Origin of the sequence: Limosilactobacillus portuensis, assembly GCF_028607025.1 — a bacterium.
GTDB classification, from domain to species: domain Bacteria; phylum Bacillota; class Bacilli; order Lactobacillales; family Lactobacillaceae; genus Limosilactobacillus; species Limosilactobacillus portuensis.
In genome coordinates, this window is the sequence record NZ_CP117296.1 from 138619 (window position 1) to 160959 (window position 22341).

General features: G+C 42.3%; 17 protein-coding genes and 1 other annotated feature. Of the genes, 7 read left to right on the forward strand and 10 right to left on the reverse strand.

Annotated features, from left to right (window positions below; genetic code table 11):
• The first annotated feature begins 36 nt into the window (after positions 1–36).
• Positions 37–630, forward strand: coding sequence for a glycoside hydrolase family 73 protein (locus PRK60_RS00655; protein ID WP_102168354.1), 594 nt, complete (start codon positions 37–39; stop codon positions 628–630).
• Positions 631–1073: 443 nt separating this feature from the next.
• On the opposite strand, the gene brnQ is transcribed toward PRK60_RS00655, so the two are convergent.
• On the reverse strand, positions 1074–2453 hold the full coding sequence (gene brnQ / locus PRK60_RS00660; RefSeq protein WP_242334668.1) for a branched-chain amino acid transport system II carrier protein: 1380 nt from the start codon (positions 2451–2453) through the stop codon (positions 1074–1076).
• A gap of 79 nt (positions 2454–2532) precedes the next feature.
• Positions 2533–2776, reverse strand: a binding site (T-box leader).
• A gap of 69 nt (positions 2777–2845) precedes the next feature.
• Positions 2846–4087, reverse strand: a complete 1242-nt coding sequence (locus PRK60_RS00665) for a DUF2325 domain-containing protein (protein ID WP_102168352.1) — start codon at positions 4085–4087, stop codon at positions 2846–2848.
• A gap of 127 nt (positions 4088–4214) precedes the next feature.
• Between PRK60_RS00665 and PRK60_RS00670 the strand changes: the two genes are divergently transcribed.
• Positions 4215–5294 (forward strand): DHHA1 domain-containing protein, encoded by a 1080-nt coding sequence (locus PRK60_RS00670; protein WP_148444501.1) that lies wholly within the window; start codon positions 4215–4217, stop codon positions 5292–5294.
• 236 nt (positions 5295–5530) lie between these two features.
• On the opposite strand, the gene PRK60_RS00675 is transcribed toward PRK60_RS00670, so the two are convergent.
• From PRK60_RS00675 to PRK60_RS00685, 3 genes are all read right to left on the reverse strand, one after another.
• Positions 5531–6181, reverse strand: coding sequence for an HAD family hydrolase (locus PRK60_RS00675; protein WP_102168350.1), 651 nt, complete (start codon positions 6179–6181; stop codon positions 5531–5533).
• 143 nt (positions 6182–6324) lie between these two features.
• Positions 6325–7224, reverse strand: a complete 900-nt coding sequence (locus PRK60_RS00680; protein ID WP_102168349.1) for a proline-specific peptidase family protein — start codon at positions 7222–7224, stop codon at positions 6325–6327.
• A gap of 97 nt (positions 7225–7321) precedes the next feature.
• On the reverse strand, positions 7322–9727 hold the full coding sequence (locus PRK60_RS00685) for a Xaa-Pro dipeptidyl-peptidase (RefSeq protein ID WP_273646123.1): 2406 nt from the start codon (positions 9725–9727) through the stop codon (positions 7322–7324).
• Positions 9728–10418: 691 nt separating this feature from the next.
• Between PRK60_RS00685 and PRK60_RS00690 the strand changes: the two genes are divergently transcribed.
• Genes PRK60_RS00690 through PRK60_RS00705 form a run of 4 tightly spaced genes read left to right on the forward strand, consistent with a single transcriptional unit; the run spans position 10419 to position 14206 of the window.
• Entirely contained in the window at positions 10419–11513 is a 1095-nt protein-coding gene (locus PRK60_RS00690; protein ID WP_273646124.1) for an ABC transporter ATP-binding protein, read from the forward strand.
• Positions 11513–12319, forward strand: a complete 807-nt coding sequence (locus PRK60_RS00695; RefSeq protein WP_273646125.1) for an ABC transporter permease — start codon at positions 11513–11515, stop codon at positions 12317–12319. The genes PRK60_RS00690 and PRK60_RS00695 overlap by 1 nt, the downstream gene beginning before the upstream one ends.
• A gap of 1 nt (position 12320) precedes the next feature.
• Positions 12321–13136: an ABC transporter permease gene (locus PRK60_RS00700; RefSeq protein WP_191912503.1), complete on the forward strand. Its 816-nt coding sequence runs from the start codon at positions 12321–12323 to the stop codon at positions 13134–13136.
• On the forward strand, positions 13133–14206 hold the full coding sequence (locus PRK60_RS00705) for an ABC transporter substrate-binding protein (RefSeq protein WP_102168344.1): 1074 nt from the start codon (positions 13133–13135) through the stop codon (positions 14204–14206). The genes PRK60_RS00700 and PRK60_RS00705 overlap by 4 nt, the downstream gene beginning before the upstream one ends.
• A 519-nt stretch (positions 14207–14725) precedes the next feature.
• Here PRK60_RS00705 and PRK60_RS00710 read toward each other — a convergent pair.
• A complete protein-coding gene (locus PRK60_RS00710) occupies positions 14726–16054 on the reverse strand; it encodes an APC family permease (protein WP_102168343.1) in 1329 nt (442 codons plus the stop codon).
• A gap of 306 nt (positions 16055–16360) precedes the next feature.
• Positions 16361–17383: a zinc-binding alcohol dehydrogenase family protein gene (locus PRK60_RS00715; protein WP_102168342.1), complete on the reverse strand. Its 1023-nt coding sequence runs from the start codon at positions 17381–17383 to the stop codon at positions 16361–16363.
• Positions 17384–17547: 164 nt separating this feature from the next.
• Here PRK60_RS00715 and PRK60_RS00720 point away from each other — a divergent pair, with 164 nt between their 5' ends.
• Positions 17548–17895: a winged helix-turn-helix transcriptional regulator gene (locus PRK60_RS00720; protein ID WP_102168341.1), complete on the forward strand. Its 348-nt coding sequence runs from the start codon at positions 17548–17550 to the stop codon at positions 17893–17895.
• 63 nt (positions 17896–17958) lie between these two features.
• On the opposite strand, the gene PRK60_RS00725 is transcribed toward PRK60_RS00720, so the two are convergent.
• From PRK60_RS00725 to PRK60_RS00735, 3 genes are all read right to left on the reverse strand, one after another.
• The gene (locus PRK60_RS00725) at positions 17959–20625 is read right to left on the reverse strand and encodes an HAD-IC family P-type ATPase (RefSeq protein ID WP_273646126.1); all 2667 of its coding nucleotides are present in this window, start codon (positions 20623–20625) and stop codon (positions 17959–17961) included.
• A 193-nt stretch (positions 20626–20818) separates the two neighbouring features.
• Positions 20819–21763 (reverse strand): IS3 family transposase, encoded by a 945-nt coding sequence (locus tag PRK60_RS00730; protein WP_144356498.1) that lies wholly within the window; start codon positions 21761–21763, stop codon positions 20819–20821.
• Positions 21715–22248 (reverse strand): helix-turn-helix domain-containing protein, encoded by a 534-nt coding sequence (locus tag PRK60_RS00735; protein WP_102169382.1) that lies wholly within the window; start codon positions 22246–22248, stop codon positions 21715–21717. Before PRK60_RS00735 ends, PRK60_RS00730 begins: the two co-directional genes overlap by 49 nt.
• Positions 22249–22341: the final 93 nt, after the last annotated feature.

Below are 22341 nucleotides of genomic sequence, written 5' to 3' on the forward strand. Positions count from 1 at the left end.
TAATAAGCGCGAATACTTAGTTAAAGAGGAATAAATATGAAAAAAGAAACTAAAATTATTTCTGCAATTACAATCGTTTTTCTTGTTGTCGTCTTTACGATTTGTGGACTAACCATTAAGAATAGTCCATTGTCAGGGTACCCCCGACAAATTCACGACCAAAACATGACTGTTCAACAGTTTGTCTCTCAGGTGGCGCCAGCAGCTCAGCGTGAACAGAAGAAGTATGGCATCCCAGCAAGTATCACAATTGCGCAAGCTGGATTAGAGTCCCAGTGGGGAAATAGTCGGCTCGGTAATAAATACAACAACTTGTTCGGCATGAAGGCAAGTAAGGGTGAAGATAAGGTACGGATGTATACCATTGAAAACATTAATGGTAAGCAACGGTACATTCCTCAATACTTTGCTGTTTACCAAACATGGGATGATTCAATTAAGGCTCATACTAATATTATTGTTAATGGAACCAAGGACAACCATCACCGCTTCGATGGTGTCCGCACCAATACTAATTACCGAAAAGCCGCTCAAGAACTCCAAAAGAACGGCTATGCCACCGACCCGAACTACGCCAACAAACTCATCTATGCTATCCAAAAGTTTGGATTGGAGAGGTATGACAAGTAGAGTGTGAGCAGGTAAAGAAGACCCGTAAGACAACAATTTCTCCCGACTGGATGCTGAAAGCATCTGGGAGGGAGTTTGTTGTCTATAGGGGCTTCCCTGCGAACACGTTTCGGCTTTGTTGCAGTAGAAACTAACGATTTCTCTCGACGAAGGCGACTAGCGCCTAAGCGGTGAACCAGAAAACTTGTTTTCGTCTGTGAACCCTCGCAAGGCTGACTAGGACTTTATAACCAACTTGTTGGGATATAAAGTTCAGTCAGCTACTGCGGAAGGAGGTCGCTAGCTCTAGGAAACTCGGGCAAAGCACGTTTCGACTCTGCTACAGTAGACGGAAGGTCACGGCACGCACATTTACCATGTAAAAAACTCAGCCCAGAATGGTGACATCCTGAACTGAGTTTTTTAGATTGGAGTTTTTAATTAATGGCGATTATTAGATTAGACTAATCAACTTCTGTCTGCTTAACGTTAACTTGGTTGTGGCGGAAGAAGTGGAATGCGAGCCCGACAACTAAACCAACAAGTGCTGGAACAACCCATGAGAGACCCATTGAGGCGAGTGGCATCATCTTCCGGACACCGGCTACCCAGAGGCCAAATGAACTTTGACTTACAACGGCTGGGAAAGCAACAACCATATCACCAAGTGCTGGAACCACAGTCAAAAGGACAACGAAGAAGTAAACAACGCCATCACGATGGAAGAGTGGTGAAGCAACTGAAAGAACGATTAAGACCATTGATAGTGGGTAAAGGAACATTAGCATTGGAGTTGACCAAGCGATGATTTGATCCAAACCGAAGTTAGCAGTTAAGAATGAAGCAAGGCAACTAAGTGCTAACCAGGTGTGGTAACTAACCTTTGGGAAGTGCTTGTGGAAGTCTTGAGCAAAGGCAGCAACCAAACCAACAGCAGTAGTTAAACAAGTAACAGTTAATAAGAATGCTAGAACAACTTGACCAAATGCACCTGCATAAGCGTTAACTAATTGGTTGAAAGCAACACCACCATCAGGTGAAACCTTAAAGCGACCAAGTGACATTGCACCAAGGACGATTAGAAGAAGGTAGATGAAACCGATAGCACCAACTGCGAGAACACCAGATTTTGTAACAACCTTTGAAACAGCACCTGGACGACGAACGCCCATCCCTTTAATTGCGGTAACAACAGTAACCCCAAAGGCAAGACCTGCTAGAGCATCCATTGTGTTGTATCCTTCAAGGAAACCATTAGTAACGGCACTGTGAACGTAAGCGCTAGTTACTGGTGCAGTAGCTGGGTTCCCCAACGGATTAGCGAACGCAACTACGAAGACTAAGAATAGAAGTGCCAAGAAGACAGGGTTCAAAACTTTACCAACGTTTGAAAGAATGCTGTTTTCCTTGTAAGAAAAGGCAAATGCTAAGACAAAGAACACTGCTGAGAAAAGCAATAGTGACCAGCCTTGAGCAGCTTTTGGAACGAATGGCGCAACCCCAACGGTAAATGAAACGGTTGCTGTCCGTGGGGTCCCGAATAAAGGACCGATGGTAGCGTGAATTAAGACCATGAAGACTAGGGCAAATGCTGCACCGAGTGGTCGACCAACATCGTAAACCCCTTCAGCACGGGTAACAGCGATGGCAAGAACAGAAAGTAATGGGAGTAAGACCCCAGTAACTAAGAAACCAAGAGCAGCTGGGCCCCAATTCGCACCAGCTAACTGTCCAAGGTGAAGCGGGAAAATCAAGTTTCCGGCACCAAAGAATAGCCCAAATAGTAACGAAGCAACAACTAAGTATTGCTTAAATGTTAACTTTTTTGTTGTTAAATCCTGCATAATCAATTCCCTCCTAGGAAAAACGTTAAATAATTGCTTTGATCCCAACAAAAAGGTCCCTTAACCAAAATTACTTTGGTTAAGGGACGCTCGAGCGTGGTACCACCCTATCTTCGTATCATCATTACTGATAATACCTTACACGTACGACCCGGGACTGGGCGATACGCTGGCACGTTAATGGGTGCTACCATTAAGTCTTACTATGAATTAAGACTTAAGCTCGAAAGTGATTTTCGATTAACGTTGAACCTGTCTCCTTCCACCTAACGAGACTCGCTAATGGATATCGTTAATTTACTCTTCTTTCTCATTGCGATCGAATAATTAAATTGTTATTTAATTATTCTAACTAGTTTTTAATAAAAGTCAACAAGTTTTTTAGAATTTTTTTATTTTTTCTGGTAATTAGCCATATCTTCGCTTGTTTGTGCATAGGCAGGGTCACCATTCAAAGCCCGTGCAATTGCTCGTTCAACAGCAGTATTTGTTGTTGTATTCGCGATTGCTAGCGGTTTTTCGTAACGCTTGGCATGATGATTTGCTAACTGGCTAATTCGATGATGAATTTTATCAATGCAGACCACAATGAAGTCAGCCTCACGAATTTCCCGTTTCATTTTACTGCTGGAGACTTTATCTTCCATGGAAGCGTCAAGGGCATGGTAAATTCCATGGTGCTTATCAACAACTGCCTTTAATTCTTGTGAACGTTCCCGATCACCAGTAATCAGGAGAACGATTCGTTGTTTCAGATCGTAATCCAATTTTTTCTCGTAATCGTGTCGCGGATGAACAGGCTTCTTAACCTGCTTTGGTTTAGCAGGCTGTTTGGTTGTGTCGAAGTCCTGTTTTTCGTGAATCCAGCGAATTAACCCATTCTTAGCATCTTCAAGACCATTTCCATGATCGAAATAGGCGTAGTCGACCACCATTCCAGCCTTGAGACTTCGCCCAGGGAACTTAAATGGATCAATAACAATCGTATTAGCTGAATCTTTATCCAAGATTGAATTACCCTTTAGCGTAGCATTAATTTGCAAGACGTCTGAGCCAGGAACGCTACTTAATTCGGCGTACTCAATTACTTCAATCTTTTTTGGCTCGTAATTATCCAAGTGGTCAGCGGTCACTCGACGAATTGCGGGCAGGCCACGAACCGTTTGTTGGGGATCGAGTTGAACAATATCACCGTCTTCAAGCGGAAAGTGAAGTGAATGAATCACTGCCTCGTTGTAATAATGGTGATTAATCTCAGCACCACTTAATTTTCGGTGAACAAGGTAAAGATCATCTGCCGCTAGTCGCTCTTCTTGAGAAACTTTTTCGACCGTGACTGGTTCTGGAGTGACTGGCCGTTTAAGAGAATTAGGTGTCACCTTGTGTGCTGGACCGGTAAGAAGGGAGGAATGGCTTGCCTGCCGAATTCGTGGAGCTGGTCGAATTGCCTTATTTTCAGGCTGGGCGAGTTGCTTAGGCCTTTGAGGCGATGTTGATGTTTGAGTATCTTCGTAGTGATTTAAAATATTAATCACTGTGTTTAAACTTTGGAGTGTTTGCCGTAAACTCTGCTGGTCGCTACTAGTGTTTTCTAGTAATTCGATCAGCTCATGACGATAATCGTATATTTGCATAGGTACTTTATCCTTTCTAAATGCTTACTAATGATAATCATACCAAGAAGTTTGGAAAGTGTCAGGACATATGAATAAGCTTCTTGGTATAATTGGTTAGGATTAAGCAAAGGAAATGGTATTAATCATGGCAAATCAGGTAATTAAAATTTTCTCACACAACGACTTAGATGGCTTTGGGGCACCGCTATTGTTAGAGACGGTTAAAGAGACGATGTTTCCTCATAGTGAATTTGATCTTACCAATTGCGGTGCAGGTCGAATTGATGAAGAATTCGCTAAGTGGTTGCAGACCCCAGAAGCAAGTCGTACTACCGATGTTTACATTATGGATATGACGCCAGATAGTGACTACACGTTTAAGCAGTTAAACACTAATTTTGCTAACCACTGGTTGGTATTTGATCATCATGAAACTGAAGCTGAATTACGAGAACAATATTCAGCTAACAGTATTCGGCCAGCAAATCCAAAAGTAAACCCAAGTGCAACGAGTCTTGTTTGGGATTGGTTAACAAGTCAACCGCATTTCATGGAGCTAAGTGAAGACCGCCGACAACAGCTTGAGTATCTTGTGGAACTTATTCGAGCTTACGACACATGGGATTGGCAAAATGATCCGAATATTAGTGAAGAAGAACGGGTTGCTGCTGATAACTTTGACCAGTTATTCTGGTTCTATCCTCTACAAGACTCGGCATCATTCGTTGCAAACGTCTTTAGTGTTGGCTGGGAAGAATATGCAAAGCAAAATCAGCTTCTGATTAAGACGCTTAACGAACGTCGGGCAAAGTACCTAAAGAGCCATTTGAAGGATACCCTAATTACAAAAATTGCTGGCCATCAATTGGGGCTTGTTTATGCTGACGATTATAAGTCCGAAATTGCTCATGAATTACTGATCCAGCATCCTGATGTCGATGCAGCGTTAGTAATTAGCCCAGTTAGTGTTTCCCTGCGAAGTAACGGTAAACTTGATGTTGCTAAGTTCGCTGAGAAATACTTTAATGGCGGTGGTCATGCTGATGCTGCTGGTGGACGACTTACTATCAACCCGATTGAAATTGGTGAACAGGCAGTTGCTGATAATTTAGCCGAAATAATTAAGAATAGCCAGCAAACAGCCACGTCAAATAACACCGGTACTTTGGCAGACAACCTTGATCCTGAGGTTGCAGCCAAGATGGCGCAATTATTTAAGAAGTAAGCAAGAGAGCTACTAATTTAATAGAGTAAAGAAGGGAGCGTGACAGAAGTCATTTATGACTTCGTTTTCACGCCCCCGCGAGCGCAAATAGGGTTCCAGAGTTCGGTTATACCGGACACTGGAACCCATTTGCGTACCGCGCTGTTCGTATTTGAACTTGGTAAAAGTACTTATGTCACAGTCCCCTTCTATAATTGTTAGTTTTGAAACTTACTGATTCTCAACTTCAATTATTTTTAATCAATCTTCAATAAGTCTTGTGGTTTATGGAGCGGGTAATCAGCGTCTTGAATATTCTGCGGCTGAGATGAGCCATATAATGCACCAGCAAATTTAATGCCAGCATTATGAGCGGCTTTCAGATCGTTGATCGTATCACCAACGTAAACTGAATTTTCGGGACGGGCACCAAGCTTGTCCATTGCCAACAAGATTGGGTCAGGATCCGGTTTGTGCTTGCTAGTTAACTCCTCAGTTACGGCAACATCAAAATATTTCGTCCAGTCGTAGTCATTGACAAAGTGTTCCTGATAATCTTCGCGAACCTTAGATGTTGCAATTGCTAATTTCGTGTCAGGACGAGCAGCTAGTCCCGTAACCATTTCCTCAATTCCAGGGAAAACCGTTACTAAATCTTCACGTTGGAAAGATAACGCGCGCCATTCATCGACCATTTCGGGGATGTCCTCCTCTTTGACACCGCCCTGACGTAAAGAATCAGCACCGGTGATACCAAAGAGTTTTCTTTTGAGAGAATCAACTTGGTCAGCAGGAACATGGTAGCCATGTTTTTCCATTACATCAATCATTGGTGGCATGTATTTCTCATAAGTATTAATGAGGGTTCCATCAATATCAAAAATGAAATTTGTAATTTGGTGTGCCATAAAGTAAACCTCGCAATCTTAAGTTTTCCATTCTTATTGTATACCAATTATGGTTAGGAATTAACTAATATCAATATCTGTAACGCAAAGAATAAGAAAAGCCGAGAAAACCAATTCGAATTTTCTCAGCTTTTTGATTATCTTTAGTTTTGTTCGCAATCCCGAATGAAATCAGCGAGATGCTTGTAATAAACATCTGGATTATCAACCATGTGGTGGTGACCACCGTTTGGCGTGGTAACGAACTTAGCGTTTGGAATTAATTCGGCCATCTTTTTCCCGGTAGCAAGTGGCATTGATTCGTGTTCACCAAAAGTAATCAGTGTTGGAACCTTGATGTTCTTAAGTTGGTTACGGAAATGCCAATCCTTTAATTTCCCGGTAATTACAAATTCGTTATCACCTTGGAAGGCGTTGTAGACCGCATCGCCACCAAGATCTTTAAGGTGGTAAAGCTTAGAAGGTTGTTTCCGGTCAATATAGTTTTCGTTCATTACCTGAACATACTCTTGATACTTTGGATTGCTGTAATCATTTTTCGCTTCACAATCCTTCATAAAGTCAACGGCTTCCTTAGAGAGCGTCTTTTCCCGGAGTGCGTTGACGTGCTTAACGTAATCATCAATTTCATCGACCATGGATGAAATGATGGCACCCTTTAAGTGTTGACCATACTTGACAGCATATTCTTGAACGAGGAGACCACCCCAACTTTGCCCAATGAGGTAGAAGTTATCGAGTCCCAGCTTTTCACGAACTTCATCAACTTCATCCAAGAAATATTCATAGGTTAAGTATTTCTTGGCAATTTCAGGATCTGTGTAGTCGGGCTGATCAGAATAGAGTGAGCCCAATTGGTCGTACATTGTAACTTGAACGTTTAGTCCTTGCTTTTTCAGCTGTTCTGCGGCATCTTCCCAGTACTCATGATTACCACCAGGACCACCATGAAGAGCTAACAAGTGAATGTCACCCTCGCCCTGAGTGTTTGTCCAAAGGTGATAACCGTTATCCAGGGTAATAATCTTTGTTCCTGTTTGCATTCTCAATCTCTCCTTTGTCTGTATATTAATACAGTATACAAACCATTCTAGCACAGGATAAGTTTACTTGTGAAAAATAAGCAGTTGGTGCAGGAGATTAGAGTGCCATTACTCCCGGAATCAATAAGGAACTATCGGCTGTTTTAACAGTATAGGTAATCTCTTCATTACCACGAAGAGTAGCGCCATAGTCAGTGCTATAAATAATCAGACCGAGGCGATGACCTTTAAGCAGGTGATGAAAAATTGGCTGAAGCTCAAAGTGGACTTTCACAAACTGATTTGCTGCTAAATCATCAACCTGACTGGCACTATGACGGTTTTGCAGGTTGATATGGCCGTCAGCAATTACCTTGTAATCACTAGCCTTTGCTTGTAAATGAAATTCACGGAGATCATCACTTGCCCAATGAAAACCTAACTGGAGGCCGTTGCGGTTCAATAAAACAGGCGAACTCGTTAATCGTTTAGCAGTACCAAAATCAACTAATTGAGCACTAAGCATCCCGTGATCAGCCGAAGAAGCAACGGTAACGGAAACTTCAGGTGTTCCCCGAAGTAAAAGATCTTCTCCAGCGGGTGCCGTCATTAATTTATAAGAGAACTTGCCGTGATCCTTAATTAATGAATCTTGCCAGTCATTAATATTTCGGCACCATTTTTCAAAGGTTTCAGGAGTTTGGTGATCATTAAACCGATATTCCGAAGAAAGTTGCGGATCATTAGTGATTAATTCCGTCTTATTAAAGGAGAGCCTTCTTGTGTTCCCAGCAGTCCATTCATTATACTTCCACCAGGTTTCAGGCTGCGTATTATCTTGAACTAACACTTTTGGCAGAGTTTCATCGGCATGGTTATCCTTTTCCCACAGTTTATTAGCTAACCACAAGTTAACCATTTCAGAAAAGTCAAGGGATTGAAAGGCGTTGATATAGATGTGTTGACCTTGGTGTAAGACTAGCTTGCTGGTTACGGGAAGCTTTTGTAATTCGTCATAGAGCGCCTTAACGTTGCTTGGCTTGACGTTGGTATCATTTAGCCCATGAACCATCATGACGGCTGCTTTAATATTTTTGATTGCTGGTCGGTAATTACGGTTAGCCCAGAATTGGTTATAGTTTCCGGTTTTCCGGTCCATTGCCTGTGAAAGCCCGTCAATATATTTGTCATTTGTTTTCTTAATTCGTTGGTAGTCAGCTGGCCGTTTTGTTCGACTGAATGTTTCATCAGCCAGAACATCGGCATCTTCACCCTGGAAGCCGCCGGGAGCACGAACAAGGCCGTTTTCGCGGTAGTAGTCATACCATGATGAGATTGCCGCTTCGCTAATGATTGCCTTTAATCCGGGAACAGCAGTTGTCGCAACGGCGGTGGCCAGGGTTCCAAGATAGGATCGTCCAGTCATTGCAACATTGCCGTTACACCACCATGCCTTGATTTTAATCCCGCTATGTCGATCGGTAAACGCAATCCGGTCACCATGGAGCCATTCGACAACTGCCTTCATTGAGTCAGTTTGTTCAGGCGAGCCACATGTTTGAAGACCATCAGAATCCTTAGTCCCAATTCCCGCAGAGTAGATAATTGCATAACCGCGTACTGCCAGATAATTATTCAGGGTATAAGCTGGTGTTTCCGCAAAACCTTCTGTGGCGCGTTTACTTTCTCCTTTAATCTCGCGATGGGTGAATTGCTTTGGAAAGGTTGGTTCGGTAGGAGAATTTTCCCCGGCAATCTTATGGGTTAACGGGTGATTTACATGGTGGGTTACTTTTTCTCCCCATTCATCATTAGTTCCCTGATTGTATGGACTAGCAGTAAAGACGGCCGGGACCTTTAAGCCGTTGTTACTATCGACGGGTCTGAGAATTTCAACCTTAACAAGGTCAGCCTTGCCATCGTAATCGGTATCCATATCAGTCTCAACGTAAACTACCTCACGAATAAACTTGGCTGGATCAAAGGAAGCAAGCGGCTTGCCATTAAAGTACAGTGGCTTTTTATATGCCGGCAATTGGTACGACCAGGTGAGAAAGCCTTCGCTCGTTAGCTGATCAATAAATGACTGTCCATCCTTATTGCGAGTATTAAGAAGCAGGTAAAAGGCTTCTAGAACATCTAACGTTGACCAGCTTGTGTGCTGAACAAACGGCAGACCAATATGTGCCCAGTCTTCAAGGGGATGGTTAGAATTAAAGTCAACTTCTGGCTCGAAATGAAGGAGCTGAAGAGCAACTAAGTAAAAAACATCAGTTGTTAATGGCTGATCATGTTCAAGCCATTCATCAATTGCAAGGGTTGGTGTAGCAAGGAGATCGTGGAGCCATTGGCGAACCGCAATTGGCTGCTCACTTGCCATGTGAGTACGGGCAAGGAGAGTGAGCCACATTTGGGTTGGATCTAGCTCCGTTGCTTCATTAGCTCTCAGTAAATGGAGTTTCTTTAATTCACGTAATTTTTGTTCAGAACTTGTCTTGGTAATACTAAATTGGTTAATTTTCATGAAGAGCACCTCGTTATGATAGAGTGTAAGCAGGTAAAGAAGGCCCGTAAGACAACAATTTCTCCCGACTGAATGCTGAAAGCATTTGGGAGGGAGTTTGTTGTCTATAGGGGCTTTCCTGCGAACACGTTTGATAGAGTGTGACCTCGCAAAGAACTCGCGGAAAGCTAACGATTTCTCCGGGGAGTGGTGTCTTGCACCACTTCTCGGAGGTCGTTAGCTCTAGCGAGTTCCGAGGGAACACATTTTGACTCAGTTGCAGTAGAAACTTTAACTCTTGAATATGTTGCAAAATAAAGTTTAACTATATCATTCTACTGTAACATAGCCTAAACGCGTTCAGCCTAAGCTTCCTCAAGATAAAGTTCTACCATTACAGAGTCAAGATCTGTTCGCCAGGGACTTGCTAGAGCCAGCAACCTCCTTCCGCAGTAGCTGAACTTTATATCCATAAAGTTCTAGTCATCCTTGCGAGGGTTCACAGACGAAAACAAGTTTTCTGGTTCACCGCTTAGGCGCGAGTCGCCTTCGTCAAGAGAAATTGCTGGCTTTCCGCAAGTCCTCTGCTGGCTTACATTCTCCATTATAAATCCAAATTGTCATTGCATTGTAACTACCGAGAAAATAAATAAAGAGTATAATTAATTGGCTAACTATGGACGATGAAGTAAATAAATCGTGAGGGAAGATTATGGCAAAAAATATCTTGGAATTTAAACATGTTGGTAAGCGTTACGATGACAATGTTGTTCTTCGTGACATTGATTTTGAGGTTGAAGCGGGAAAATTTTATACTCTGCTTGGACCATCTGGCTCTGGGAAAACGACAATTCTGCGAATCATTGCCGGATTTGATCAAGCTAGCAGTGGTGAAATCCTTTTCGATGGGCAACCGATTAATAACGTGCCCGCCAACAAACGACAAGTAAATACCGTATTTCAAGATTATGCCCTATTTCCGCACATGAATGTCGCTGAAAACGTGGCATTTGGGCTCCAAATTAAAGGAGTAAAAAAGACGGCGATCCGACAACGGGTAAAAGAAGCCCTGCACCTTGTTCGGTTGGATGGTTATGGTAATCGGGAAATTACCGCAATGTCTGGTGGCCAGCGTCAACGGGTAGCAATCGCCCGCGCAATTGTTAACCGCCCGAAAGTTCTCCTTCTTGATGAGGCCTTATCAGCTCTTGATCATAAATTGCGGGTCGACATGCAGCGAGAATTGCGTCAGTTGCAGCGACAATTGGGGATCACTTTTATCTTTGTCACCCATGATCAGGAAGAAGCATTAGCGATGAGTGACCAAATCATGATTATTAATGATGGCAAGATCCAGCAAACGGGAACCCCAGTAGACATTTATGATGAACCGTTAAACCATTTTGTTGCTGATTTCATTGGTGAAAGCAATATTGTTCCTGGAGTAATGAAGAAGGACTATGTTGTAAATATTAATGGTCAGGACTTTGAGTGTGTAGATGCCGGAATGAAGCCTAATGAAAAGGTTGAAGTTGTAATTCGGCCGGAAGACTTGGACATCACCACGGTTGATCAGGGAAAATTAAAGGCAACGGTTGATACGCAGCTCTTTAGGGGAGTTGACTACCAAATTACCGCTCACGATCAGCGAAACCATGAGTGGAAGATTAATTCAATCCATAAAACAAGGGTCGGGGCCAAAGTAGGCTTAACGTTTGATCCTGAAGATATTCACGTAATGCGGTATAACGAATCAGAAGAAGATTTTGATGCTCGTCTTGATAGCTACGAGGAGGATGAGGATTAATGCGGCAAAAAGTAATGTTCATTGTTCCCTATGCTTTATGGATCATCCTCTTTGTGGTTGCCCCATTAGCACTGATTTTTTATCAATCATTTTTTGATATTAACAGCCATTTCACATTGGCTAATTATCAAGATTACCTAACATCGCCAACGTACTTAAAGATGACCCTGAATTCTGTTTGGTACGCGACCTTAATTACAGTAGTGACTCTCGCAATTAGCTACCCGACCGCTTATGTGCTTACCCAATTGCAGAATCGCCAATTCTGGTTGTTGATTGTTATTTTACCGACATGGATAAACCTTTTGCTGAAAACCTATGCATTTATTGGCCTTTTTTCACGAACCGGGTCGATTAACCAATTTTTACGGTTTGTTGGTTTGGGAAGTCACCAGCTCCTTTTCACTGACGCTAGTTTTATGTTCGTTGCGGCCTACATTGAAATTCCGTTTATGGTTTTACCAAGCTATAATGCACTGATCGAGATTAATCCTTCATTACTAAATGCTAGCAAGGATCTCGGGGCAACTTCCTGGCAGACTTTTCGGCGAATCGTTTTTCCATTATCAATGCCCGGAGTAAAAGCAGGAATTCAAGCAGTTTTCATCCCTTCGCTCTCCCTCTTCATGATTACACGGTTAATCGGTGGTAACCGGGTAATTACTTTAGGGACCGCGATTGAGGAGCACTTCTTAACGACCCAAAACTGGGGGATGGGATCAACGATTGGAGTTGTTTTGATCCTCGCAATGTTTATTGTAATGTTTGTTACTGGTGATACGCGTGAGAAAGGAGGTCGGCATTAAGATGAGACAGAAAGTTGCGTGGGGCAAGCTATATTTAGGGTTAGTGTTTATTATTCTGTACGCACCAATCCTGTATTTAATGATCTTCTCCTTTAGTTCTGGAAAAACGATGGAACACTACCACGGCTTTTCCCTTCAGCACTATGCCGACTTATTTGCGGATTCCCGGATGATTACGATCGTGATCAATACAGTGCTGGTTGCGGTATTATCGTCTTTAATTGCGACAATTATCGGCACGCTTGGGGCATTGGCAATTAAAGAAACACATGGAACCTGGCGAAATAGTTTGTTGTCATTAAATAATGTCTTAATGGTTTCACCAGATGTCATTATTGGGGCAAGTTTTTTGATCTTTTTCACTGTTCTTGGCATTCGCCTAGGCTTTGTTTCAGTGCTTTTAAGTCACATTGCGTTTTCAATTCCGATTGTGGTTTTGATGGTGCTGCCAAAGATTAATGAATTGTCGCCAACCTTGGTCGATGCTGCCTATGACCTAGGCGCATCAAGGTGGCAGGCATTATCACGAGTAATCTTACCAGCGATTTCACCAGGAATTATGGCGGGATACTTTATGGCTTTGACCTATTCGCTTGACGACTTTGCGGTTACCTTCTTTGTTACTGGGAATGGTTTTTCGACGCTATCAGTAGAAATTTATTCTCGGGCACGTCAGGGAGTTAACCTTGAAATTAACGCTTTATCAACCTTGATGTTCATTGTGTCCCTAGCATTAGTAATTGGTTATTACTTTGTTAGTAAGCATGCAGGTCGTCGTCAACGGGTTGTTACGGTTAAAGAGGGGGATGCTCAATGAAAAAACTTTGGGGCGCCCTCTTGGGAATTATCGCCCTATGCTGTTTGCTGGCATTAGGCGATTACTTCATGAACCGGCAGAATAATGGTAGTAGTGGAAAAACCGTGACCGTTTATAACTGGGGAGATTATATTGATCCAGCGCTGATCAAAAAGTTTGAGCGGCAAACGGGCTACCATGTTGACTACGAAACCTTTGACAGTAATGAATCGATGCTAACGAAGATCCGGCAAGGTGGGACAAACTATGACGTTGTAGTTCCGAGTGAGTATACGGTTCAACGAATGAAGAAAGAACACCTTTTGGCACCGTTGGATCACCGGAAGCTAAGTAATTTGCGCTATATTGACGCTCGCTTCCTTAATCAGAATTTTGATCCAGGGAACCGATATTCAGTTCCGTATTTTTGGGGAACGTTAGGAATCATCTATAATGATCAGAAAATTGCTGGACAAGAGGTACAACACTGGGAACAGCTTTGGAATCCACGACTAAAGAATAATTTATTATTGATTGATAGTGCACGGGATGTTTTTGCGATGGCCTTGATTACTCAAGGGAAGTCAGTTAATACAACAAACTATTCACAATTAACGCAAGCCCAACACCATCTTCAAGCTTTAACACCTAATGTAAAGGCGATTATCGCGGACGAGATGAAAATGTATATGGAGCAGGATGAAGCAGCCGTTGGGGTAACTTATTCTGGGGATGCTCGGGAAATGATGAGCGTTAATCATCACTTACACTATGTTGTTCCTAGTGAGGGAAGCAATATTTGGTTTGATAATATGGTAATTCCTAAGTCAGCGAAAAATAAGCAGGCTGCCTACCAGTTCATTAACTTTATGCTTCAACCAGAAAATGCAGCCAAGAATGCTGAATACGTTGGTTACGCGACTCCTAACCGTGCCGCGAAGAAACTATTGCCACGGTCTGTAACTGATGATCAGCAATTCTACCCGCCAGAATCAACAATGGAACACTTGCAAACGTATAAGGATCTTCCTCGACGTGTTCTGGGTGAGTATAATGATTTGTTCTTAGAGTTTAAGATGTTTAAGAAGTAAAGATGGATCTTTACCGCGATTAGACTAAGTAAATTTAAGATCGATAAAGGCCGAGAAAAGCAATTTGCGTTTCTCGGCCTTTATTAGACTTGTAGGTTTGTTTGACAGGTTCTATGCGACAGAGTCAAGAACTGCTCGCCAGGAACTTGCTAAAGATAATGTTCTAGGCGACCGAGCCGAAACGTGCGCAGTAGCTGATTGACTTCTTTCACCAACGAGTTGGTAGCAAGAAGCCTAATCAGCCTTGCGAGGGTTCACAGACGAAAACAAGTTTTCTGGTTCACTCCTTCGCCGTGACCGCAACTTCCGCCTAGATGACGTTCTACTGCAACAGAGTCAAAACGTGTTCGCAGGGAAGCCCCTATAGACAACAAACTCCCTCCCAGGCAACAGAGCCAAAATGTGCTCAGCCTAAGCTCCCTCAAGATAACGAACTCTCTCCTAGGCGCGAGTCGCCTTCGTCGAGAGAAATCGTTATCATCCGGGAGCTTTTTACGGCTTCGCACTCTACTCACTCTACTACATTCTCTTTGCATCCATTCTTTTAACGGCATAGAAGATTGGGAGACCAACGATGACGATTCCGATGAAGAGAAGGACACCAGCAGGATCGTTGAAGACTTCACTGACAAGAACGAAGATTCCACCGGCAATTGCAATAATTGGCACGAGCGGGTAGAGCGGGGTACTGAAAGGACGGGGGCCATTATTTTTCTTTCTTAGAATGAAAATGCCGAAAAATGCTAAAAGGTAGAAGCAGTAAACTGTAAAGACACAAAGATCCGAGAGGTGGTCTGGATCAAAGAAGAACATCATCACAGTTGCAAGAGCCACGATAAATAATGTGGCAACGACTGGCGACTTTCCCTTTGGTGTAACGAACGAAAGAAAACGTGAGAACGGGAGATCACCACGACGCGCCATTGCGTAAACGATCCGGGGGAAAGTAATCATCTTTCCGTTAAGGGTTCCCATCATCGAGATAATAATTCCGGCCGAGAGAAGTTTCCCGCCAATAGCACCAAATGCTTTGGTTGCTAAGTAGGCGGTGGCATTTTCACCAAGGCGGTGGATTAAGTTAGCCGGTAAGAATTTAAGAATTCCGATTGTAATTAAAGTATAGATTACGAGAACGGCGGTGATACCAAGGATGATTGCTTTTGGTAGCAACTTTTGTGGGTTCTTCATTTCACCACCAAGGTTAGCAATTAGGATCCAGCCATCATAACCGAAGAGGGTGGCTAAAACCGCGACACCAAAACCGCCAGTAGCGTGTTGGACTTCGGTAACGGTTTGACCAAATGCATGCTGATTACCGAAGAGAAGACCGAAGATAATAATTGCTGCGATTGGAATCATTTTCCCGGCCGTTGTAATAATGGCAAAGATCGCTCCGACCTTGTTTTCAAAGAGGTTCATTACACCGATTGCCAGAACGGTGATAACAGCCAGTGGAATTCGCCATTCAGCACCAAGACCAAAGAAATTGGCCATTAAGATACTCATAAAGCCGGCAACCGAAGCAATGATTGCTGGACCATAGACGATTACTTGCATCCAGCCGGCAAGGAAACCAAGAATCCGGCCATAGAGGTTTTCGATGTAGACGTAAAGACCACCAGTGTATGGCATTTGGGCCCCAATTTCGGCAACGGTTAAACCACCAGTTAGGGTAATAATCCCACCAAATACCCAGGCAGCAATGGCTAAAGTTGATGAACCGGCACTATCAAGCACGGAACCCTGCTTAAAGAAGATCCCTGAACCAATAATTGTCCCCACGACAATCGAGATTGCCGACCAAAAACCTAACGACCGTTTTAATTCTTCTTTTGGTTGATTATTCATCGCCATTCCTCCAATTCAAAATCGGCATAATAAAAACCGGGTCCACGCTTAATCATCTGGAAAGTGCCAAATGATTAAGTGAACCCGGTAATTCATTAAACCGTTCTATAGGTACACTAAAATCACTCAGCCTCGAATAGAGCTAGAGGCTGAGGAGGAAGATTGTTGTAATTGGTTATTGAATACTAACATTGATCTTTCTCCTTTCGTGTACTTGATGTTTCTTAGAATACCATTAGAAATTTAATTTGGCAAGGCTTAATTTTAAAATGTGCGTTATTAAGTCCTGTTATTTTAATTGCAAACCTAATTTTCCCATTTAGAAACAACTACTTTCCCAATCATGTGACCACTCTCTACTAAACTATGTGCCTTTCGGAGATTATCCGCATTTAGAGGAGAAAGTGATTGCGTTAATGTTCCTTTTAACTTACCCTCATCAAGGAGCTGTGCAATTTTTTCCAAAATAATATGTTGAGTCTGCATATTGTCTGTATGGTAATAAGATTTTGTGTACATCCATTCCCAGGCAAAAATGGCTTTTTTCGGAGTTAAGAGACGCAGATTGATTGGCCGCCTATTTTCGGTGATTGAGGCAATTTTTCCTTCAGGTTTGATTAACTCACACATTTCTTTCCAGTGACTATCGATGTCTTTAAGCTCCAAAATATAATCTACATATTTGTAGCCTAGCTTTCGTACTTCATCAACTAAGTTATTCCTGTGGTTTACGGTATGCTTAGCGCCATGCTCTTTAACCCACTTAATACTTTCAGGACGGGAGGCCGAAGCGATAACAGTTAAACCGGCATTAGCTGCTAATTGAGTTGCAACTGAGCCTACTCCTCCAGCGCCGTTGATAATAAGGAGAGTTTTACCTTTATTTTCTGAACTAGTGGTTGGTAATGATAACTGTTCAAATAATGCTTCATATGCAGTTAATGATGTAAGAGGCATTGCAGCTGCTTCGTCATCACTTAATGTCTTTGGTGCGTGGCCGACAATTCGTTCATCAACTAATTGATATTCACTGTTACTTCCGGGACGCTTAAAGGAGCCAGCGTAAAATACTCTGTCACCAGGCTTAAAGAGTGATACGTGAGTGCCAACTTTTTCGACAACACCACAAGCGTCCCAACCGATAATTTTAGGTGTCATTAATTTTCCACGCCCACTGCGTCGTACACCAATATCAACAGGATTAACAGAAACAGCATTAACTTTTACTAATAGATCATGTCCCTTAGGAGAAGGAACAGGTTTTTCAAACTCAAACAGACTTTCAGGATCATTAATATCTAAATGTTGTGTAAAACCAATAGCTTTCATAATAAGTCCTCTTTTCTACTTTGCACTTACAAATAGTAACTCGACCGAAAAATTAAAAAAGAGGAGAATTTAAATTTCCTATGTAACAATTATTTCCCTAATAGTAACGTAAATAGAATCAATGTATTATGGAGTAAGTATATCCTTTGAAAGGAGTGCTCATCTTGCAAAGGCATATTTTTGACTGTAGTGAAGGTTGCCCTGTTGAAAGTACTTTACAGATAATTTCTGGTAAATGGAAAAGTGTTATATTGTATCATCTTATAAAAAATGACGTGTGTAGGTTTAGTGAACTGCAAAAGAAAATGCCAAATTGTTCCCGGAGAATGTTATCATTGCAGCTTAACGGATTAGAGAAAGATAAGATTATAGAGAAAAAGGTATATCCGGTTGTCCCTCCTAGAACAGAATACAGATTAACTAGTTTTGGAAAAACATTAACACCAATTATTATTGAAATGGAAAAATGGGGTCAAATGTATAATTCGATCAAATCCAGTAGTAATGATTAAAATCAATAATTATAAAAAATAAGGCATCGAATCAATATAGTTTCGATACCTTATTTATTACAATTAAGCTTTTTTCATCCTCGACCGAATCCACTTGTCTCCTTCAGTGAAAATCATAATCAAGCATGAGAAGAGGATTACGGCACCCCATTCAGCGAGACTGATTCCAGTAACGTGGAAAGCAGTCTGCATAAATGGTACGTAAGTTAAGATAAGTTGGAAGATGATCATCAACCCAATTACGCCCCAGGCATTTTTGCCAATGTCGTTAATTTGAGTTAATCCGTACTGTTCAGTTCTAATACTGAAGAAGTAGAAGACCTTACTGATAACAATTGTGTTTACCATCATTGTTGTGGCGTTTATTTCGCTTGCACCACCTCGAATGAACCATTCGTAGCCAATTAAGGCGAAAATTGCCATTAATGCAGATACATAACCCATTTGGAAGAGATCATGACGATTCATCAATCGCTGAGTAATTGGTCGTGGTGAACGTTCCATAATCCCATCCTCAGCCTTTTCAAAGACAAAGGCAAACTGGATTGTAATCGCAGCAATTAAGTTAATCCATAATAATTGGGCCGGTTGAAGCGGAACCTGTTGAGCAGTCAAAATCGAGAAAGCAACGACGAGTCCTTCCGCAAAGGATGTCGGCAGGAGGAAGAGAATACTCTTCTTAATGTTGTCGTAGATTCGTCGACCTTCCTTAATTACCGCTGCCATGGTAGCAAAGTTGTCATCACCCAAGATCATGTCAGCGGCGTCCTTCGCCACGTCCGTTCCCTTGATTCCCATCGCAACCCCAATATCGGCCTTCTTTAATGCTGGAGCATCGTTTACCCCGTCACCAACCATGGCAGTGACCTGTTGTTGATTTTGAAGGGCTTCAACAATTTCAAGCTTGTTTTGCGGGGTCGTTTGGGCAAAGACCTGGTTATTCATCGCGGCACTTTCTCGCTCTTTTGCGGATAGCTTATCCCATTCGGCACCGGTAATGGCGTTGATTGGACCATTAGTCAATCCTAGTTCCTTACCGATTGCCCGAGCGGTTTGCGGATCATCACCAGTAATCATCTTAACGTGAACCCTAGCGGTATTCATCTTCTTTAGAGCAACGATGACCTCTTCTCGTGGCGCATCAAGCAATGCAGCGAGACCAAGGAATTTAATGCCTCGGTAAAGGTGCTCGTGTTCCACCTCAGTTAAGTTTTCGTTGCTTGGTACTGGTTGATACCCAACAGCAATTACCCGCTTACCAGCACTTGACCAGTCGTTAACCCGTTGTTGCCACTTGGCAAGGTCAAAGTTAGGATCCTCTTTTTGGGCCATTTCAAATAACTTATCAGGAGAGCCCTTGATGAAGATAACTTTTTCATGGTTTTCTTGGTCCTCTGTCAGTTCGGCAATGTACCGGTAATCAGAGTCAAATGGCAATAGGTCAATTTCGGCATACTGTGATTGGTGCTTAGGACCATATGCTTTATGGTAAAGCGTTAGGAAAGCACCGTCAGTAGGTTCACCATTAATGTGCCATGCACCATTATTTTCACTTAAGACGGTGTCATTGGCTTGATAACCAGCTTCGACAAAGAGCTTGAGCTGGTCAGTGAGCGGCGCCTTTTTACCATTAAGTTTGATCTCGCCATTTGGTGCGTATCCAGTTCCTGAAACCTGGTAGAGTTGATCGCCAACCCACAATTCAGTCGCTGTCATTTCATTTTTAGTCAGCGTCCCAGTTTTATCGGTTGCAATCACGTCAACCGAACCGAGAGTTTCTACGGCAGGCATTGATTTAATAATTGTCTTATACAATTTGGCCATTTTACTGATTCCAAAGGCTAGAATCACGGAAGTAATTGCCGGTAACCCTTCAGGAATCGCACCCACAAGCATCGCAACAACTGCGAGGGCTAATGCAGGAAGAGAGTAAATCTTCAGCATAAAACCAACGATGAAGACGATGATTGAAGTTGTAATCGTGATGTATGAAACCACAGTCCCAACATGATCAATTTCCCGGGTAAGTGGAGTCTTCTTTGGTTTGATGTGGGCGACTTCTTGAGAAATTTTCCCAATTTCAGTTTGTTCAGCAGTAGCAATTACGACACCCAGACCGCTTCCGCTTGTTACAGAAGTGGAAGCATATGCCATATTCACGCGTTCTGCTAACGGAATATCATTATCAGTTAATGCTTGATCCGTTTTAATGACAGAGTTCGTTTCACCAGTTAATGCAGATTCTTCAATCCGTAAGTTATCCGCAGAAACAATTCTTAAGTCGGCTGGAACATTGTCACCAGCTTCAAGGAAAACCACGTCCCCAACAACCAAGTCAGCAGCGTCAATATCTTGGCGCTTACCGTCACGATAGACCGTTGCCTGGTTTGCCATCATTTCCTTAATCTTAGCAAGGGCATTGGCAGCACTCGTTTCCTGAAAGTAGCCGATTAAGGAATTTAAGACAACCACGGCCCCAATAACGATCGCATCAGTATAGTGGCCAATAATAATTGTTAACAACGTTGCGACTAACAGAATGTAGATCACGATGTTGTTAAATTGGCGAAGAAAGATCTTCCACTTAGGTGTCGGCTTTACTTCGAGAACGTTTTGACCGTCGCTAGCTAGTTTTTGTTGCACTTCTTTGCTAGTTAGTCCTTGAGTAAAGTCCGTTAAGTTAAATTCTTTCTTTAATTCGTCAGTAGTTAATTGATATTGTTCTTTCATTTTGCTCCTCAAATATTTTCTATAAAGCAACAATCTCATGGGATCCCGTCTCCATGATTAACAGTCGGTTGTTTGCTTTGAGTTAAGTTGCTTTAATCAGTCCTTTTCTTATTTTTCGTAAGAATATTATACCATTCTGATTGAAGCGAGAAGGCTCTGAAGTGCAACAAAAAAGTTAGACAAAATTGATTATTTAAGCTACCAAGGTATGATTTCGGTATTCAACCGGAGTCATACCTTTTGTTTTTAAGGAGATACGTTGGTAATTAAAGTAATGAATGTATTGAGCTGAGAGTGATTTTAATTCAGCTAAGTCTTTACATGGTGGGAAACCATCTAATAACTCTGTCTTAAACAGGTGAAAGAAACTCTCCATTGGTGCGTTATCATGACAATTTCCCTTACGGGACATACTTTGAATAAAGTGATTATCAGCTAACTTTTGGGTATAGTACCCCAGTTGATAGTGCCACCCCTGATCAGAATGAATAATTGGTTGAGCATTATCAGGCAGCTTTGTACATAGCTCGTTGAGAGTAGCGGTAATCAACTGTCGATCAGGATGTTGACTCAATTGGAAGGCTAAAACTTCCTTACTGGCTTCATCGATAATTGAGGAAATATAAGCCCAACTGTGATTAGCTAAGCGAACTTGAGAAACATCTGTGTGGAGGACTTGATAAGGAATGGTGGCCTGAAATTGTTGTTTTAGTAGATTATCCGCAACTGTGCCCACATTACCTTCATAAGATGAGTATTTACCACTACGGTGGCGATTATACAGTGCCACTTGAACATCTAATTTCGCCATCAACTTGTTCACCGTCATGTCCGCCAAATGAATGCCCATTGCCCGCAGTTTTTGGTTCACGCGACGATAACCGTAGGTCCATCGTCCGCGGACTTGCCCTTCTTTAGCCACGCTAAGAATCACTTGCTTAACACTCGCATATTTATCATGATGGTTAGCGATGCGCTTGCGCTCATCATGGTAAGTAGCCTTAGGAAGGTTGATTTTATGGAGAATGTCACCAATCTTATAGCGATATTTCTTCGGTAGCGATGCTTGATCTGCCCTGATCTGATCAACTATTTGCGTTTTCTCTTTGCCTTGGAGGGTCCGAACAGGGCCAACGATTTTTTTAAGATGTCACGTTCCAATTTTGTGTCATAGAGTTCTTGGCTTTTCTTGGCAAGTTCTTCTTTTAAACGTTCCACTTCAGTCTTATTAGTAAGACGACGAAGTCGTTTCTTAGTATGTTTCACCTTTGACGGCCTACCTTTCGGGTGAGGTTTCAAGGCTTCAATACCATCTCGCTTGAACTGTGACCGCCAAAGTGAAATTTGGCACGCTTGCACGTCAAATCGAGCCGCTACTTTAACCATCGATTCCTCATGAGTTTGGTAGTAGTCTATCACACTCAACTTAAAATCTGCGGTAAGGGTTCGTGGATGACGACGCCGTTTCAAGGCGTCTATCCCACTTAAGCGATATCTTTGAATCCATTTCCTGATCAGTCGGCTACTGATACTGTATTTGCGCCCCAAGGCTCGAGAACTTTGTGGAGTAGTCAGATATTCGTGGACAATTTTAGCTTTAAAGTCAGGTTTGTATTTAGTCATAAAAAGTGCCTCACAATCGTTAGAACTTTTGTCTAACAATTATGAGGCACTTCACTCTATTAAGGTATTTTTAGATAATAGTTCAACAAAAAT